Annotated in this window: 11 protein-coding genes and 1 pseudogene; 5 read left to right on the top strand and 7 right to left on the bottom strand. The window is 66.7% G+C overall.

Features of this window, described 5'->3' with window-relative positions; all coding sequences use genetic code 11:
• Positions 1-31 precede the first annotated feature (31 nt).
• From MYSTI_RS09175 to MYSTI_RS09195, 5 genes are all read right to left on the bottom strand, one after another.
• Positions 32-3,196, bottom strand: a complete 3,165-nt coding sequence (locus tag MYSTI_RS09175; RefSeq protein ID WP_015347453.1) for an efflux RND transporter permease subunit — start codon at positions 3,194-3,196, stop codon at positions 32-34.
• A 9-nt stretch (positions 3,197-3,205) separates the two neighbouring features.
• On the bottom strand, positions 3,206-4,483 hold the full coding sequence (locus MYSTI_RS09180) for an efflux RND transporter periplasmic adaptor subunit (RefSeq protein ID WP_015347454.1): 1,278 nt from the start codon (positions 4,481-4,483) through the stop codon (positions 3,206-3,208).
• Entirely contained in the window at positions 4,480-5,715 is a 1,236-nt protein-coding gene (locus tag MYSTI_RS09185; RefSeq protein ID WP_233278220.1) for a TolC family protein, read from the bottom strand. The genes MYSTI_RS09180 and MYSTI_RS09185 overlap by 4 nt, the downstream gene beginning before the upstream one ends.
• Before the next feature lie 335 nt (positions 5,716-6,050).
• The gene (locus MYSTI_RS09190; protein ID WP_233278221.1) at positions 6,051-6,380 is read right to left on the bottom strand and encodes a hypothetical protein; all 330 of its coding nucleotides are present in this window, start codon (positions 6,378-6,380) and stop codon (positions 6,051-6,053) included.
• Between the two features lie 67 nt (positions 6,381-6,447).
• On the bottom strand, positions 6,448-7,341 hold the full coding sequence (locus MYSTI_RS09195) for a cation diffusion facilitator family transporter (RefSeq protein WP_044283457.1): 894 nt from the start codon (positions 7,339-7,341) through the stop codon (positions 6,448-6,450).
• Between the two features lie 249 nt (positions 7,342-7,590).
• Between MYSTI_RS09195 and MYSTI_RS41645 the strand changes: the two are divergent.
• Positions 7,591-7,916, top strand: a pseudogene (locus MYSTI_RS41645) (YnfA family protein).
• Positions 7,917-7,929: 13 nt separating this feature from the next.
• Here the strand turns inward: MYSTI_RS41645 and MYSTI_RS09200 are convergent.
• Complete coding sequence (locus MYSTI_RS09200) at positions 7,930-8,634, bottom strand: CHAP domain-containing protein (protein WP_015347458.1); 705 nt, start codon at positions 8,632-8,634, stop codon at positions 7,930-7,932.
• A gap of 81 nt (positions 8,635-8,715) precedes the next feature.
• Entirely contained in the window at positions 8,716-8,883 is a 168-nt protein-coding gene (locus MYSTI_RS43695) for a hypothetical protein (protein WP_015347459.1), read from the bottom strand.
• A 491-nt stretch (positions 8,884-9,374) separates the two neighbouring features.
• On the opposite strand from MYSTI_RS43695, the gene MYSTI_RS09205 reads away from it, so the two are divergent.
• Genes MYSTI_RS09205 through MYSTI_RS09220 form a run of 4 tightly spaced genes read left to right on the top strand, consistent with a single transcriptional unit; the run spans position 9,375 to position 16,045 of the window.
• Entirely contained in the window at positions 9,375-11,606 is a 2,232-nt protein-coding gene (locus MYSTI_RS09205; protein ID WP_015347460.1) for a hypothetical protein, read from the top strand.
• A complete protein-coding gene (locus MYSTI_RS09210; protein WP_015347461.1) occupies positions 11,603-12,592 on the top strand; it encodes a magnesium chelatase ATPase subunit I in 990 nt (329 codons plus the stop codon). Before MYSTI_RS09205 ends, MYSTI_RS09210 begins: the two co-directional genes overlap by 4 nt.
• A 22-nt stretch (positions 12,593-12,614) precedes the next feature.
• Positions 12,615-14,468, top strand: coding sequence for a magnesium chelatase (locus tag MYSTI_RS09215; RefSeq protein ID WP_015347462.1), 1,854 nt, complete (start codon positions 12,615-12,617; stop codon positions 14,466-14,468).
• Positions 14,465-16,045, top strand: coding sequence for a hypothetical protein (locus MYSTI_RS09220; RefSeq protein WP_015347463.1), 1,581 nt, complete (start codon positions 14,465-14,467; stop codon positions 16,043-16,045). Before MYSTI_RS09215 ends, MYSTI_RS09220 begins: the two co-directional genes overlap by 4 nt.
• Positions 16,046-16,111 lie beyond the last annotated feature (66 nt).

Consider the following 16,111-nt stretch of genomic DNA (forward strand, 5'->3'; position numbering starts at 1 on the left):
CGGGTATTCACCCACGTTCTGCTGTTCCGCTTCAGGCCGTGTGGCCTTCCGCCGGGAGCGGCTCCTGGGGCGGCGCCGACGCGAGGACCTGAGGGGGACTGGAGACCTGCTTGGAGCGGCTCCGGTCGAACCAGGAATACACGGTGGGTAGCACCAGCAGTGTGAGCAGGGTGCTGCTGAAGAGCCCGCCGATGACGACGGTGGCCAGGGGCTTCTGCACCTCCGCGCCGGCGCCGGTGGAGTACGCCATGGGGAGGAAGCCCAGGGAGGCCACCAGCGCGGTGGTGAGCACCGGGCGCAGCCGCAGGTGGGCGGCGTCGTGGGCCGCCTGGACCGCGGAGAGTCCTTCCTGTCGCAGCTTGCGGATGGAGGAGACGAGCACCAGCCCGTTGAGCACCGCCACGCCGAACAGCGCGATGAACCCCACCGCCGCGGAGATGGACAGCGGCATGCCGCGCGCGAGCAGCGCCAGCAGTCCGCCGGTAATCGCGAACGGGATGTTGAGGTAGATGAGCAGCGCGGGCCTCACCGCGTTGAACGTGGCGTAGAGCAGCACGAAGATGAGCAGCAGGGTGAGCGGCACCACGAAGGCCAGCCGCCGCGAGGCCGACTGGAGGTTCTCGAACTGGCCACCCCAGTCCACCCAGTAGCCCGAGGGCAGCTTCACGTCGCGCGCGATGACCGCCTGCGCCTCCGTCACGAAGCCCTGGAGGTCTCTTCCGCGCACGTTGGCTTCGATGGTGAGGCGCCGCTGGATGTTCTCCCGGCTCACCTGCGCGGGGCCTTCCTCCACGACGATGCGGGCCAACTCCGAGAGCGGGATGAGTTGTCCGGAGGGGCTGGCCACCCGCAGGCTCTCCAGTTGCTCCACGGTGGCGCGTGAGTCGGGCGCGAAGCGGACCTGGAGCGCGAAGCGGCGCGCGCCTTCCACCACCGTGCCCACCTCCCGGCCGCCGATGGCCTCGATGGTGTCCAGCACCTGCCGGGCGTTGATGCCGTAGCGGGCGATGGCCTTGCGGTCTATCTGGACGCGGGCCACGGGGAGCCCCGCGACCTGCTCCGCCTTGACGTCCGCGGCCCCGGGCACCTTGGAGAGCGAGGCGACGAGCTTGTCTCCCGTCTGCTTCAGCACGTCGAGGTCTTCGCCGTAGAGCTTGACCGCGACGTCCGAGCGCACTCCAGCGATGAGCTCGCTCACCCGCAGCTCGATGGGCTGCGAGTAGCTGAAGAGGCTGCCCGGCACCTCCTTCGCCAGCGCCGCGTTGAAGGCCGTGACGAGCCCCTCCCGGTCCTTCGCGGTGGTCCATTCCTCATGCGGCTCGAGCATCACGAAGATGTCGCTGATCTCCACGCCCATCGGGTCCGTGGCGATCTCCGCGCGGCCCGTGCGGGACACCACCGTGGTGACCTCCGGGAAGCGCTTGAGCACCTTCTCGATGAGCGTCGTCTGCCGCACCGACTCCTCCAGCGACACGGAGGGCACGCGCCACGCCTGCAGCGCGATGGCGCCTTCGTCCAGGCGGGGGATGAACTCCGCGCCCAGGAAGGGCACCGTGGCCAGGCTCAGCGCGAGCAGCCCTCCCGCGACGCCGACGACGATGCCGCGGCGTTGCAGGCACCACGACAGCGCGGGCCCGTACACGCGGCGAGCCCCCCGGACGATGATGCTCTCCTGCTCCTTCGCCCGGAGCGGCAGCAGCACGGACGCCAGCGCGGGGACGAAGGTGAGCGACAGCACGAAGGCCCCGGCCAGCGCGCAGATGACGGTGATGGCCATGGGCTTGAACATCTTCCCCTCGATGCCGCTCAAGGCGAGGATGGGCAGGTACACCACGCCGATGATGAGCTCGCCGAAGGCGGCCGCCTGACGGACCTCCACGGCGCTCGTGGCGACGACCTCGTCCCGCTCCTCGGGGGTGAGGGCGCGTCCCAGGTCGTGGCTCTTCTCGGAGATGTGGCGGACGGCGTTCTCCACGATGATGAGGGCTCCATCGACGATGAGGCCGAAGTCGATGGCGCCCAGCGACATGAGGTTGCCGGAGATGCCCAGCGCCCGCATGCCGATGAACGCGCTGAGCATCGCCAGCGGAATGGCCGCGGCGGCGAGCAGGCCCGCGCGCAGGTTCCTCAGCATCACGAAGAGGACGACGATGACGAGCACGCCGCCCTCGATGAGGTTCTTGGCCACCGTGTGGATGGTCTTCCGGACCAGGTCCGTGCGGTCGTAGAACGTATCGAGGGTGACGCCCGGCGGCAGCGTGGGGCGAATCTTCTCCACCTCCGCCTTCACGTCGTTGACCACCTCGCGCGAGTTCTGGCCGATGAGCATCATCACGATGCCCGTGACGGCCTCGCCGCGCCCATCGCGAGTCACCGCGCCCTGCCGGACCTTGGGCGCGAAGGCCACGGTGGCCACGTCGCGGACGTAGATGGGGACACCTTGCGAAGACGTGGAGAGGACAACGTCGCGCAGGTCCTCCAGCGTCTCCACCAGGCCCTCGCCCCGGATGAGCACCTGCTCGGGGCCGCGCGCGATGTACGCGCCACCGGCGTTGGCGTTGTTCTGCTCCAGCGCCTCGAACACCTGGCTCAGCGACAAGCCGTAGGCCGTGAGACGCGTGGGGTCCACCTGCACTTCGTAGGTCTTCAGCTCGCCGCCGAAGGCGTTGACCTCGACGACGCCCGGGACGGAGCGCAGTCGGGGGGAGATCTGCCACTCGAGGATGCTGCGCAGCTCCATGGCGTCGGTGCCTTCGCCGCGCACCTCGAACTGGAAGATTTCTCCCAGGCCCGAGGAGATGGGGCCCATCTCCGGCGAGCCATAGCCCGGGGGGATGCTCTCCTTCGCGGCGGCCAGTCGCTCCTGGATGAGCTGGCGCGCGAAGTAGATGTCGACGCCCTCCTCGAAGACGACGGTGACGACGGACAGGCCGAACTTGGAGACGGAGCGAATCTCCTCCGTGTCCGGCAGCCCGCTCATGGAGGTCTCGACGGGGACGGTGATGAAGCGCTCCACCTCCACGGGGCCCAGCCCCGGTGACGAGGTGAGAATCTGCACCTGCACGTTGGTGACGTCCGGCACCGCGTCGATGGGGAGCTTGCGCAGCGCGTTCAGCCCGAACCCGACGAGCACCAGCGTCAGGACGAAGATGAGCAGGCGGTTCTTGATGGAGAAGTGGATGAGTCTGTCGAACATGGTGGCCGCCTAGTGAGAGTGGCCTTCGCCCATGCTCTCCTTGGAGAGCTCGGACTTGAGGATGAACGCGCCCTTCGCGACGACGGACGCACCCGCTTCGAGCCCCGAGAGCACCTCCACCTCGCGTGAGGAGCTGGCGCCCGTGCGGACCTCCACCGGCTGGAACCGGTGCTCACCCGAGGGGATGAAGACGACCTGCTTCGCCCCCACCGTCTGCACCGCTTCGCGGGGGACCACCAGCCGCGCGGTCTCCTGGGGCGCCTGAGGGAGCGTGGACGTGGTGGCGAGCTCCGCCTGCGCGAACATGCCGGGCTTGAGGGCCCCCTCGGTGTTGGCCACCACCACGCGGACGGGGATGGTGCGCGTCTTCTCATCGACGAGGTCGCCGATGTGGCTCACCTGGCCGGTGAAGCGCTGGCCGGGGAGCGCCTGCACGGTGAGCTCCACGGACTGGCCCGTGCGGACGCGCGACAGCTGGCTCTCGCTGATGTCCAGCAGCACCCACAGCTCGGAGAGGTCCGCCACGGTGAAGAGCGAGGTGGTGGGCTCCACCGCCTGGCCCACGGTGCCTTGAATCTCCACCACCGTGCCGGCGATGGGGCTGACGGCGGGGAAGCGCGAGCTGTAGTGCTCGTTGGCGCGCAGCGTGGCGATGTCCGCGTCGGACATGCCCAGCGCGTGCAGTCGCCCGTCCGCCGCGTTGCGCTCCGCCTGCGCGGTGACGAAGGCGCTCTCCGCCTCGCGCATCTCCCGCTCGCTGGTGATGCCCTTGGCGAGCAGGTCCGACTCGCGGCGGAAGTTGGCCTCCGCCACGCGCGCCTTGATGGCCGCGGAGAGGTAGTCCGCGCGGGCCTGGCCCAGCTCCGGACTGTCCAGGTGTCCCAGCACCTGGCCCTTCTTCACCTTCTGGCCCAGCGACACGGCGAGCGTGTCGATGCGCCCAGGGACGCGCGAGGCGACCTTGGCGACGCCGCCTTGCGTGAAGGTGATGCGAGCCGGGACGCTGATGCCGTTGACCAGCGGCTTGGACTCGGCGCGCGCCAACTCCAGCCCCGCGGAGCGGGCGGCCTCGGGGGTGAGGGTGATGACCTCCTCGTGTCCTTCGTCACCGTGGGCGTCGCCCTCGGGCTTGCCGTGGGACTCACCCTCCTCGTGGTCGTGGTCATCCTTGCCGGAGCGGGCCGCGGGCGGGGGGGCGTCCGGGCGCGTGGTGTCTTTCTTCTCGGAGCAACCCGTCAGCAGCAGGGTGGTGGCCAACAGGACGGACAGATGCGTGTACGCGTTCATTGAATGGCTCCCACGACCTTCTTGAGTTGGGCTTCCGCGGTGTTCAGCTCCTCGAGCGCTTCGATGTAGCCAAGGCGTGCGGTGAGGGCTTCGCGCCGGATGATGAGCAATTGGAGGAAGTCGACCTTGCCGGCGCGGTACGCCTCGGTGACGAGCTTCAGGTTCTCTTGAAGCGCGGCCAGCACGTCGCCTCCGAAGACGGCCGCGCCGGCCTGCGCGGTGCGATAGCGATGGAAGGCCAGCTCCACCTCGGAGCGGACGAAGCGCTGGGTGGCGGCGAGGGTCTCCCGTGCCGCGCGCTCCCTGGCGGAGCTGAGGCCCTTGCCGGCCTGGTTGCGATTGAAGAGGGGCAGGTCGATGCCGAGCGTCCCCTGGATGATGTCGTTGCCTTCCTCCCGGCCGTAGCTGATGCCGAGGCTGGGGCGGGGCAGGGCTTCCTTCCGGGCGAGCCGCACCTCCGCCTCCGCGGCCTCCACTTCGGCCGTGGCTGCCTTCAGGTCCGCGCGCTGCGCGGTGGCCTGCCGCAGGAGCTCGGCGAGCGCGGGCGGAGCCGCGGCCTCGGTGGGGAGCGCGCCCTGGGGGGAGAGCTCCTCGTCGGCCTCGACGCCCAGCAGGAGCCGCAGCTCCGCCAGGGTCTGCGTGCGCTGCTGCTCGGCGCGGGCCCGCTCCTTCTGGGCGCGGCCCAGCTCCACCCGCGCGGTGTTCACTTCGATGCGCGAGGCGGCGCCGGCCTTCAGCCGCTCCTCGGCGGCCTGGCGTCCCTCCTCCGCGAGCGCGAGGGCGTCCTGGGCGAGCAGGAGCTCCTGCTCGACGGCCAGGGCCTTGCCGAAGGCCTCACGGACCTCGGCGGCGAGGTCCACCTGGAGGGCCGCCATGCGCGCGCGACTGGCGGCGACGCTGGCTGTCGCGGCGTCCTTGCGGGCACCTCGCTGACCGAAGAGCTCCAGCTGCTGGCTGATGCCGACGTTGACGTCGATGAGGGTGCTCTCCGCGCCCCGGAAGCGCGGGCCGACGGCGGCCTGGAGCTCCGGGTTCGTCTGGGCGAGGAGTGAGGCCCCGGAGAGCAGGGCCTGGGCCGAGGCCACTTCGGCCTTCTGGGCGATGAGTCGAGGGCTGCGTTCAAGGGCGAGTGCAACGGATTGCTCCATCGTCAGCGGGCGGGCCGCGAGGGCCGGCGTGGCGACGAGCAGGAGCAGGCTGCCGAGTCGAAGGGATGGGAACAGGACGCTCACCAGGAATGGAAGGCTCAGCGGGAGCCGTGGCGGCTGGAGGGCGTGTGAGGGCGAGCGGCGATGCGCCGCGCGTGTCCACACATGCACTCCAGCGCCGGCCTTCCGCCGACGCGGGAATGAAGGAGGGCCCATGTCCGCGCCATCACCTGTCGGGGATGTGGGATTGGGGACCTGGAGATGTTGGGGAGGTGTGAGGCGTCCGGCCCGCACGCGTCAGATGCGCGGGTGCACGACACGACTGGCTCCTCTCTCCGCGAAGGGGCCCCACGCGTGCGAAGACACGCGCGACGTCAGGTGCTGGAGAGGGAAGACAGAGGTGTGGCGGGAGCCGGCCGCTAAGCCGCTATCGGAGGCCGCAGCAGCCGGGCTTGTTCGACTTCGGTGGGGCGTTGCTCCTCACCGGGAATCTCCTGGGCGCCTGATTCGAGGACCCAGGCCACGGAGGGGAGCGAGACGGGCGTCACATGCTGGCTCGGGCAGCAGCCGCACTGGTGTGACGTGGGCCCGCAGCCGTGCTCACGGCTCAGGTCGCCCAGGTCGGACTCACCTTCCACGGAGTGCGCGACGTGCCCCGAGACGGCGTAGTGGACGGCCATCTCGATGGCTTCCCCGAAGGAAGGCACGAGGCCGTGCACCACCACCAACATCAGGAGCAGACGCAGCACAGGGCCTTCGTAATGGTTCTCATGGGGGAGTGCAAGCCGTGGAAGGTCATCGTTGTCGGGTGGACGGCTACATGGGAGCGAGCTGGCAGCAGTCCGACAGGGTGACTGCTTCGAGTTGCAGCGTGACGTGGTGGATACCGAACTCGTCATGCAGCCGCTTCTTCAACTGGCTCACCAGTTGGTCGTTCACCTGGGCATCGCGGACGACGAGGTGGGCGGTGAGCGCGGCCTCGGTCGTGCTCATGGCCCACACGTGCAGGTCATGCACCTGCGCGACTCCGGGCGCCTTGCTGAGTCGCTCCCGCACCGCGCCCATGTCGATGTTCTCCGGCACCGCATGCAGCGCCAGGTTGACCGAGTCCTTCAAGAGGCCCCACGTGCTGAAGAAGATGAGGGCGGCGATGAGGAGCGTCACCACGGGGTCCAGCCACAGCCAGCCGGTGAAGTAGATGAGCGCGCCAGCCAGGACGACGGCGAGCGACACGCCCGCGTCGGCGGCCATGTGGAGGAAGGCGCCTCGGATGTTGAGGTCGTTCTTGCGGCCCTTCCAGAACATGAGCGCGGTGGCGGTGTTGATGACGATACCGACGCCGGCCACCAACATGACGGTGCCGCTGGCGACGGGGGCGGGCTCACCGAGCCGGCGGATGGCCTCCCACGCAATGCCTCCCACGGCGACCAGGAGCAGCAAGCCATTGAGCAGGGCGGCGAGGATGGAGGAGCTGCGCAGGCCGTAGGTGTGGCGCTCGGTCGGCTTGCGGCGGGCCAGGACGCTGGCGCCCCAGGCGAGCACCAGCCCGAGGATGTCGCTCAGGTTGTGGCCTGCATCCGCGAGCAGGGCGAGCGAGTCGGAGAGGAAGCCGAAGGTGGCCTCCACGGCGACGAAGGCCAGGTTGAGGCCGATGCCCACGGCGAAGGCCTTGCCGTGGGTGGGAGCTGCGTGATTGTGGGAGCCGGACATGGTCGACGGTTCCTCCAGGACGAGAAGCAAGGCGGGCGTGGCGGACTCGGGGTTCGCCATTTGCCCCGGCTGACGCTCGGCGCTCGCCGGGGTTACACCGGGCCGCTGCTTTTCGTGTCGCGCACCCGCCCCTGAAGCTTGCGCATCGCCGTCGCGGGCGGCTGGCCGCTTCCCTGAAGGACCAGGCTGTCAACCGGGGGACTGCTTTGGCAGGGCGCCTTCGCGGGGTGGACGGTTAGAGTGGGCACCGTGTTGCCGCGCGCCTTCGGACTCTTCGTCGTCACGGCCCTGGCCGAGATCGTGGGCTGCTATCTGCCCTACCTGTGGCTGCGTGAGGGCAGGTCCGCCTGGCTCCTGGTGCCGGCGGCGTTGAGCCTGGCCGCGTTCGCGTGGCTCTTGACGCTGCATCCCACCGGGGCCGCGCGTACGTATGCCGCGTATGGCGGCGTGTACATCGCGGTGGCGCTGGCGTGGCTGTGGTGGGTGGACGGGGAGCGCCCTACGATTTGGGATGTCGTGGGGGCGTGCGTGGCCATCCTGGGATGGCCATCATCGTGCTTGGGCCGCGGAAGTGACGGGCCCGAGGCGTCACTTCTTCTTCGGCTTCGCCATGGAGCCCCATCCGATGATGGAGGGGTCGTTCAGCGGGACCTTCTTGCGCGTGGAGACGCCGTCGGTGTTCTTGCCCGAGTTGCCGGAAATGACATCCACGCTGACAGGCACCTTGGTCTTCTTGCCGTTCTTCTCGACGGTCTTGTAGTTGACCTTGCTGATGATGCCGACGTGGTCGTCCCAGCGGCTGGTGCTGGGGCTGTTGAAGGCAATGGCATCACCCGGCTGAGGGTTCTTCTTGTTCTTCCAGGTGCCCTGCTCCTTGAGCTGGTTGACGATGCCTCCCACAGTGGAGGAGCGAGGCGACTTCAGGCCCGCCTCCTTCGCGGCCCAGCTCACGAAGTCCGCGCACCAGGCCTGGCCACTCTTGCCCGTCATCTCCTTGGTGAACTTGTTGGAGTTGTTGGCCCCCTCCTTGTAGCCCGCCTGCTTGTTGGCGATGTCGACGATCTTCTGTCCGATGTCGCTGCCCGAGGCAGGCGGCTTCGCCTTCGAGGTGCTCGTCGTCTTCGGGGCGCTCCCCTCGAAGATGTCTGCCATGGAGAAGCCCGTCGTGATGTACGGCTTCGTCATGACCGCCGGGTCCTGCTTGGGACCGCTCCCGTTGATGAACCCGGGGCCGGTGGTGTTGAGGGAGAGGATGTTGGTGTTGAACTTGGGGAACGAGACGCTGTTGCTCATGGATTGCCTCCGAAACTGCAGTCGTGGTCCATGTACGCGGGCGCTCGCTCCCCGGTTACACACGTCGTCTCGAGGCGCACCTCATTCGTCGTCGAGCTTCCCCCACCGGCCGGCGGTGCCGTAGATGTCGTAGCCGGGCATCTCAATGCACGAGGCCGTGCCGTTGACCTCGTAGCTGTTCCTGTTGACCGTGGCCGCCTTGACCTTGTCGATGAGGTTGGTCACTCGCTCCGTCGCCTGGTCGGACACCTTCGTGTATTTCGAGGAGTGTGTCCGCTCGCCCTAAACTCGCTGGTCTCGCCAGAGGGGTATCCCCGACGCAGTCCTGGCTGTGTTATTGGCGAGGGGACGTCTCGGTCGTCGCTGTCACTATGGTGGGGTTGGCGCAACTGGTGACGAACACCTTGTTGGCGGGGCGCAGTAAGGTGGTCCGCGAGTGGCAGGCGCGGCTCATTGAGCTGATTTCCGTTCTGGGATTCGCGGCGGTGGTGATGGTGAACGCCAGAGCGCAGCGTCCGAGCGCGAGCTAAGACCTCGGTGCGGTCACTTTTGTCATCCGGTCTTTGAAGTAGTGGGTCGTTGAGGACCGCATCGCGGCCGGATGCCCCCACGTTCCACTGGTCCGGCGCGACGTGAATTGCCAGAGAGGACGCGGGTTATGCGTCACGGAGTTGCGGTAAGATTAGAAGCCTATCGTTTGTGACGGACGCGATATGGTCGCAGGCGGGGAGGGGAGATAGATGCAGTCCTGGCAACCACTCGCGATTGTCATTCTGGCGACACTGGTCCTGGCGTCCTTGAAAGTGGAAGCCGCCGATGGCGCGACCGTGGTGCAGCCCACGCTGGAGGTCCTCGGTTCGCACTCCACCGAAGGCGTGAGGCTAGCCCTGGCGCAGGCGGAGCTGAAGCATGTGCTGCGGCTCCAGTCCACCACTGCCGTGCCTGTGGGAGCTCTGCGCGTCATCGTTACTCCGCTGCGCGACGGAGCAGGACAGATGTGGGATGTGGCGTGGGATTTAGATGGAAAGGGAGCGGAGACACAGGTGCCCGTGCCCGCCTTCGGAAGCGTACCCCTGACCTTGAACGTGCGACTTCCAGCAATCGGTATGTACACTGGAGACTTGTTCCTGTTGCATGGCGCTACGCCGCAGCGCGTGCGCATTGCTGTCACTCGAGGCCCCACTCCTCTTCCCGTGGAGGTGCTCGGGCTGGCTCCAGTCGCAGACACGGCGTGGCCCATTGGCACCAGCGAGGCCCGGTTGCGATTCACGGTGCAAGAGACATCTGGAGAGGAGGTCTCGCTCATACCCGCAACAGTGGTGGCACTGAGTCGGGTGGCGAAGGATACGCTCCAGTTCCAGGCGCCGTTCACGCTGAAGGATGCAGCACCGTTTACGCTCAAAGGTGGGGAGTCGAGGACGGTCCAGCTCGTGCTCGCGGGACTAGATGGTGCCGGAGAGTATCGGGGGACGCTGCGCCTATCTGGCCCTGGCGCGCAGCCGGTGGATCGTGAGTTCCGGGTATTTCTGAAGGAACATTGGAGTATGGCGCTCCTGTGGATTTCCGTGGGCGTGGCAGCCTCGCTGCTCCTGCGGAAATGGGTGCAGCACTTCCGGCCTCGGCTGGATGCTCAGCACGCACTGCTGCTCATTCGCCAGGAGTTGGAGCGAGAGTCCGAAGCTGTGCAGCCGCTGGACGAGATGGAGCGGAGGGTGCTCGAGTTTGTGCGCGGAGAGGTGGAACGGATGGTAGCCCAAGTGGGCTCCGGTGCCCTCAAGCCAGCTGCCGTGCAGGCGGAACAGACGCGACTGCTGCGCAAGCGCGAGCTGTTCCAGATCTGGATGATGGGACGTCGGCAGGTGCGTGAACTTCAGCCCGCGAAGGTTCGCGAGCACTTCGATAAGCCACTCGACGATGCGAAGGCGCTCCTGATGCGCACTGGGGCGACTCTGGAAGACCTCTCTTCTTCCCGGGCGATGCTGGAAAAGATCCCAGGCGATGTCGAGGCCGCGATGAAGCACGAGCTGAAAGACGCCATCGCCTCGCTGGCGAAAGAGGTTGAGGACTCACATGCTTTCCTCGGAGAGCAGTTCGTGAGGGAGGTTGTTCCGGATCTCGCTGCCGCCCGGAAGGCGTTCGAGAGGGACATCGCGAATGGGTCGGGGGAGGCTCGTGCCCTTTTTGAGCGAGCGCGAAGGACTTATCTGGAGCTGCTCGCGCAACAGCTTGCCGCCCAGCTCTCCGCGACACCGCCTTTGGGCTTCACGCCGCCAGCTTGGGAGGAGTTGAAGAAGAGCGTGATGGGAATGTTAGCGGATGCGCACGACCGCGCCTCGGGGCTGGAAGTGGCGTTCGCCTCCTACGAGCAGGCACACCGAAACTTCCTCACCCGCGCGGTCCGGGCGCTCCTCGATGCGCTTCCGGGGCTGGCAAAGGATGTCGACAAGGACACCGAGCTAGGGACGCAGCAGAAGGAGAGCCTCAAGGCCAGGCTGAATGCGCAGCAGACCGGGCTGGAAGACGTGCTGAAGGATGCCCGTGCCGGGCACCTCCGCGAAGCTGCGGCGAAGTATGCGGAGATGAGTGACACTCTCATGGAACTCACTTCCAGGGTGAAGGTCCGGGGGAATAACAATAAGATGTCTCCCCTAGCGGTAGGTGGCACGGCGGCACTCGCGCAACCACTCTTTTGGGTGAGTCCCGGCACGACGTTCGCTCCTGTGAGCACGCAGTCCGTTCGCTTGGAAAAGGTCGCGTGGCGACGAGACTGGATCGACGTGGTCGTCTCCGTCTTCCTGGCCGTTGTCGCGGGGTTGCTGGGCGTCATGGCGCTCTGGGTCCATGACCTGACGTGGGGCGGCTGGACGGCATGCGTCACCGCGTTCCTCTGGGGAATGGGACTCCATCAGGCGACGTTCAGTGCCCTCTCTGGGCTGGCCGAAACTATCGTTGGTGCGAAGGACCCCACATGACGCCCCCGAGACCTCAGTCCAATCAGAAGCGCGAGGGGAAGGCTGCTTCTCTGGTGCCGCCACCTTCCTCTCTCATGCCGTACAGCGCAATCGTCGGGCAGGCGCAGGTTCGACTTGCCCTCGAGCTGTGCTTCGTGGAACCAAGCATCGGCGGGGTGTTGCTCAGCGGGGAGCGAGGTACAGGGAAGACCACGACTGTGCGTGCCTTTGCTCGCATGGCGCTAGAGCGGCCCCTGGTCAATCTGCCCATCAATGCCACCGAAGATCGTGTCGTGGGCGGTTGGAGCATCCAATCCTTGTTCGAGGACAACCAGCCTCGACACCAGCCAGGGCTGTTGGAGGATGCCGACAAAGGCCTGTTGTACGTAGACGAGGTCAATCTGCTGGACGACCATATCGTCAACATTATTCTCGACGTCACTTCCACCGGTTTCCTCGCGGTGCAGCGTGAGGGGTTGGATCGCAAGGTGGATCTCCGGTTTGTCCTGGTGGGCACGATGAACCCGGAGGAGGGCATGCTACGCCCTCAGCTCCTGGACCGCTTCGGACTGATGGTGACAGTCCGGGCGGAGTCGGAGGTGGCCTCGCGTGTGAAGATCCTGGAGCAAGTGCTGGGCATGGAGGACCCGCATCGTCGGGCCGCGCGTGAGCTGGAGGACGAGGCCAAGCGCAAGCAGCTTCATGCCGCGCGCGCGGCACTGCCGAAGGTGAGGCTCTCCTCCGAGCGGATGCGGGAGTGCGTCAACGTGGCGCGCGCTCTCCAGGTGGAGGGCCATCGGGGCGATTTGGTGATGGCTCTGGCTGCGCGGGCGCTGGCGGCCATTGAGGGCAGAGAGGTCGTTGAGGTCAAGGACGTCCAGCGGGTGGCTCCGCTGGCGCTCGCACACAGGCGCAAGCCGGGGGCACAGCGCGAGGCGGCTCCATGGGGGGAGGTGGATGAATCTCTCGTCGCCAAGGCGCTAGCGCTTGTTCGCCCCGCCGAGTGACGGGCTGGACGCGGGAGCCTCCATGACCGAAGACCTGGACACGTTGCTCGCATGCGCGTCGTTGCGAGAGGACCTGGGGAGCCTCCTTCTCTATGACGCCGCTCCGGCGCTGCTGGCGACGGTGGCGGATGCGTGGCGCTCCAAGGTGAGCGACGTGCTGGGGCAAACTGTTCGTGTCGTGCGGCTGGGGGCCTGGACAACGGAGGAGGACCTGTGGGGGCTGAGCGGCTCGCTCCCCTCTCCATGGGGGATGCCTGGACTCATCGATGATGAGGTTCCCCGGCTGGTTGTCCTCGGTGACATGACCACGCTGTCGTTGGCGGGCCTGCGAGCGTGCGTAACGCTGATGGGCGCGGAGGTGGCCTCCGTCGAGCGGGAAGGGCAGTCGCGGACCTTCCGGCCGCGTTGTTGGTGGTTGGCGTCGTGCGCACTGGACGACGTGGGCCAGGTGTCGCCGCACGTGCTGGACAGGTTCGCGCTTCGAGTGCGGGCTCCGGCCCTGGAGTTGGACCGGGTGAATGTACTGCGGCGCATGGTGGGAGGGGCTTCGAGTGAGGAAGTCACGGTCGAATCTTCACTTCGATGGGTGATGGCTGCCCGGGTGGAGACACGTGTCTCGTCAGATGCACTTACCGAGGCGGTTGCACGGCTTCCGTCGGTGCCCGGAGCGGGGCTTCGCGGGCAGATTTCATTGGTGCGCATGGCGTGTGCGCTGGCGCGGCTTCAGCACGTAGCCAAGGAGTGGCAGCTAGCGCCACGGGTGGACGTGCTCGTGGCACACGTCAGAGAGGCAGCTCGGCTGCTTCAATTCTCCGGGCGTGAGACGGATACGGCGCTGGAGGCACGCATAACGGAGTCGACTCCGGTTTGTCCGGAGCACTCGCATGCTCCGGCGCCTGTTGCCGCGGAGGCGCCTGCGTCACCAAGCTCGGCGGCGGAGCGAACGGTTGTGCCGGAACCAGCTGAACGCATCATGGCGGGATCGCATTCTGCCGTGGTCATGAAGGCTGCGGTGACGTCTCCGGCGGAGCCTCAGGCCGGCGCCGCACTGTCACCCCTGGAGTTGGAGCGGACCACCCCCATCCAGCGAGAGCAGGCGCCGCTGCGCCTGCCATCCTTCCGGGCGGGAAGTAGGAGCGCCACCGGGCGTGGCGTCATCTTGGGGGGGCGACCCGCGACGGAGCTGCGCGACCTGTCCATCCTCCGCACCCTGCTTGCGGCGGCCCCATATCAGCGCATGCGGCAGAATCGGGTTGGCGGCTCCGTGCAGAATCGGTTGTTGCTGAGCCGTGAGGACCTGCGGTCCTACCGACGTGCGCCAGTGGCGCAGCATCTACTCATGCTGGTGCTGGACTTCACCTGCATGGAGTCGGCGGACTGGCAGGCCGCGCTCCGGCCTTATCTGGCCGAGGCGTACATCGAGAGGGCGCAGGTATGCATCATTCAGCTGGGCGTGGCGGAGGATGAGTTGCGGGCGCGGCGAGTGCTGGCTCGCAATCTGCTGGCGCCATCCGTGGCGCAGGCCCTGGAGGCAAGTCCGGGCTGCGCGACGCCGCTGGCCGATGGGCTCGACCTGGCGGCGGCGACCCTGCGTCGCATGCTGCAGGTGGGACGTAATGCGGCGCATCGGGCACGGCTCGTGGTGTTCACCGATGGGCGAGGCAATGTTCCCCTGAAGGCGAGCCGGATGGGGATGATGCCGAAGGCGGTGGGGCTTGAAGGGGTGGAGGACTCGCTCCATGTGGCCTCCCAGTTCAGGGGCATGCGGCAGGTGCGGGCGGTGCTACTCAAGCCACCTTTGAATGCACTTGCTGAGCTGCCGTTGCGGCTGGCGGACGTGCTGAGAGCGGATGTGGTGGAGGTTCGCCCACCGTGAGCACGGGAGCTCGCCTCATCCAGGGAGCCATCTCCGAGCCCCTGACGGCAGAGGCGAAGAGGCCGGCGGCCGGTGCGGTTATGAGGGTCCTGGTGCGGGAGACGGTTCTTCCGCTGTCTGCGGCGCCGGTGGAGCCTGTTGATGGTGTTTTTCGGGTGGTGGCGGGGCAGTCGTACACCCTGCGCGTGGCGTTGATTCCAGCGCCCGAAGGTGAGGAGGGAGCGCTGGAGGTTGATGAGACGGTGGTGGTGGCCGTGAGTTGGAAGGGCCCAGCGGGCATTTCCGTGCTGGATACCTCGGCACGAATCCAGGTGTCGCAGTTGTCCAGGTCCGTGCCGCAGAACTTCAGTTGGGTGACGGCGGAGGATGCGAAGGGAGTCGAGGGACAGTTGATCCTGAGCCTGATGGGCGCACAGGAACGGCTGGCGGTCCGGACGCTTGACGTCGAAGTAGGGATCCTGGCTGCTGGAGTTCCGCTCCCAGTAGAGATTCAGAAACGGTCGCTCGTGGATCTGGATAGCGCGCCGGAGAACTTCGAGGCGACGGCTATCCTCCATGTCGAGGCCAGCGAGAAGAAGTTGCGGCTGCACGGCTTCCACGTAAGGGAAGGCCTTGTGGAGGGCGTCATCATCCAGCCTCCGAAAAGCTTGGTCGACTCAGGTGGGGACCCGCAGAATACGGAGACAATCTTCAATAGGGTGCGCGAGTTCTCGCGACGAAATACCGAGCCACTCCAACGCTGGCTCAAGTCCTTGGTCGAGGGCGGTAAGGAGATGGCGCTCGTCATCCAGGAGCATGCAGAGACGCGCGTGCCGTGGGAGATGGTGGAGGTCAATGACATGCCGATTGGCGCGCAACTCACGGTGGTGCGCTGGCTGGAGGCGAAGGTGGGGGCGCACCGCATGCGGCTTCAGACTGGGCGTAGGGAGTGGGTGGGGCAGGTGCTCTCGTACGTGGACAAGAAAGAACTGGACAACACAAAGGAGGAGCTGGCTGCGCTGAAACTGTGCCTCCATGAACCGTGCCCCGACGCTCAATCGTTTCGCGGGAAGCTGGGGCAGCCCTTAGCCTCGCGGGCATTGCTGTTCATCGCGAGCCACGGGGTGATGGCGAAAGATAACGAACATGCCGGCGCCTTCGGATCGCTAGAGAACCCTGAGCTACAGGTTACCACGCTTGACTTGGAGGGGCTGAACTCCTACGCGGGAAACCGGCCGCTAGCATTCATCAATGCCTGTCACTCTGCACGACTCCAGTACGATCTCTATGGGTTGACCGGGCTTCCTGAGTTGTTTTTGGCGAAGTTCGCAGGGGCCTACCTGGGGACGCTGGGGATGGTGACGGAAGACTTCGCAGCGACCGTTGGGGGGCGTATCCTTCACGAGGCGCGGAGCGAGCAGGGTGTGTGCATTCCGCGCTTGCTGCGCGAGCTACGCTCAAGGGCATTCCAGCAGCTCAACCCAAAAGAAGGAGACAAGCGGTCCCACTACGTGAACACCTTCCTCTATGTGTTCTATGGTTCACCGGAGTCCTGGCTGCAATTGGAACCCGCGACGACTGGAGGCGACGGTGCCTAGCGAACCAATCTTTATCGAGCCCGTAGTGTCGTATCCGCGCAGCGCGCGTCCCGGGGCGCGGTATTC

The organism is Myxococcus stipitatus DSM 14675, assembly GCF_000331735.1.
Lineage (GTDB): Bacteria > Myxococcota > Myxococcia > Myxococcales > Myxococcaceae > Myxococcus > Myxococcus stipitatus.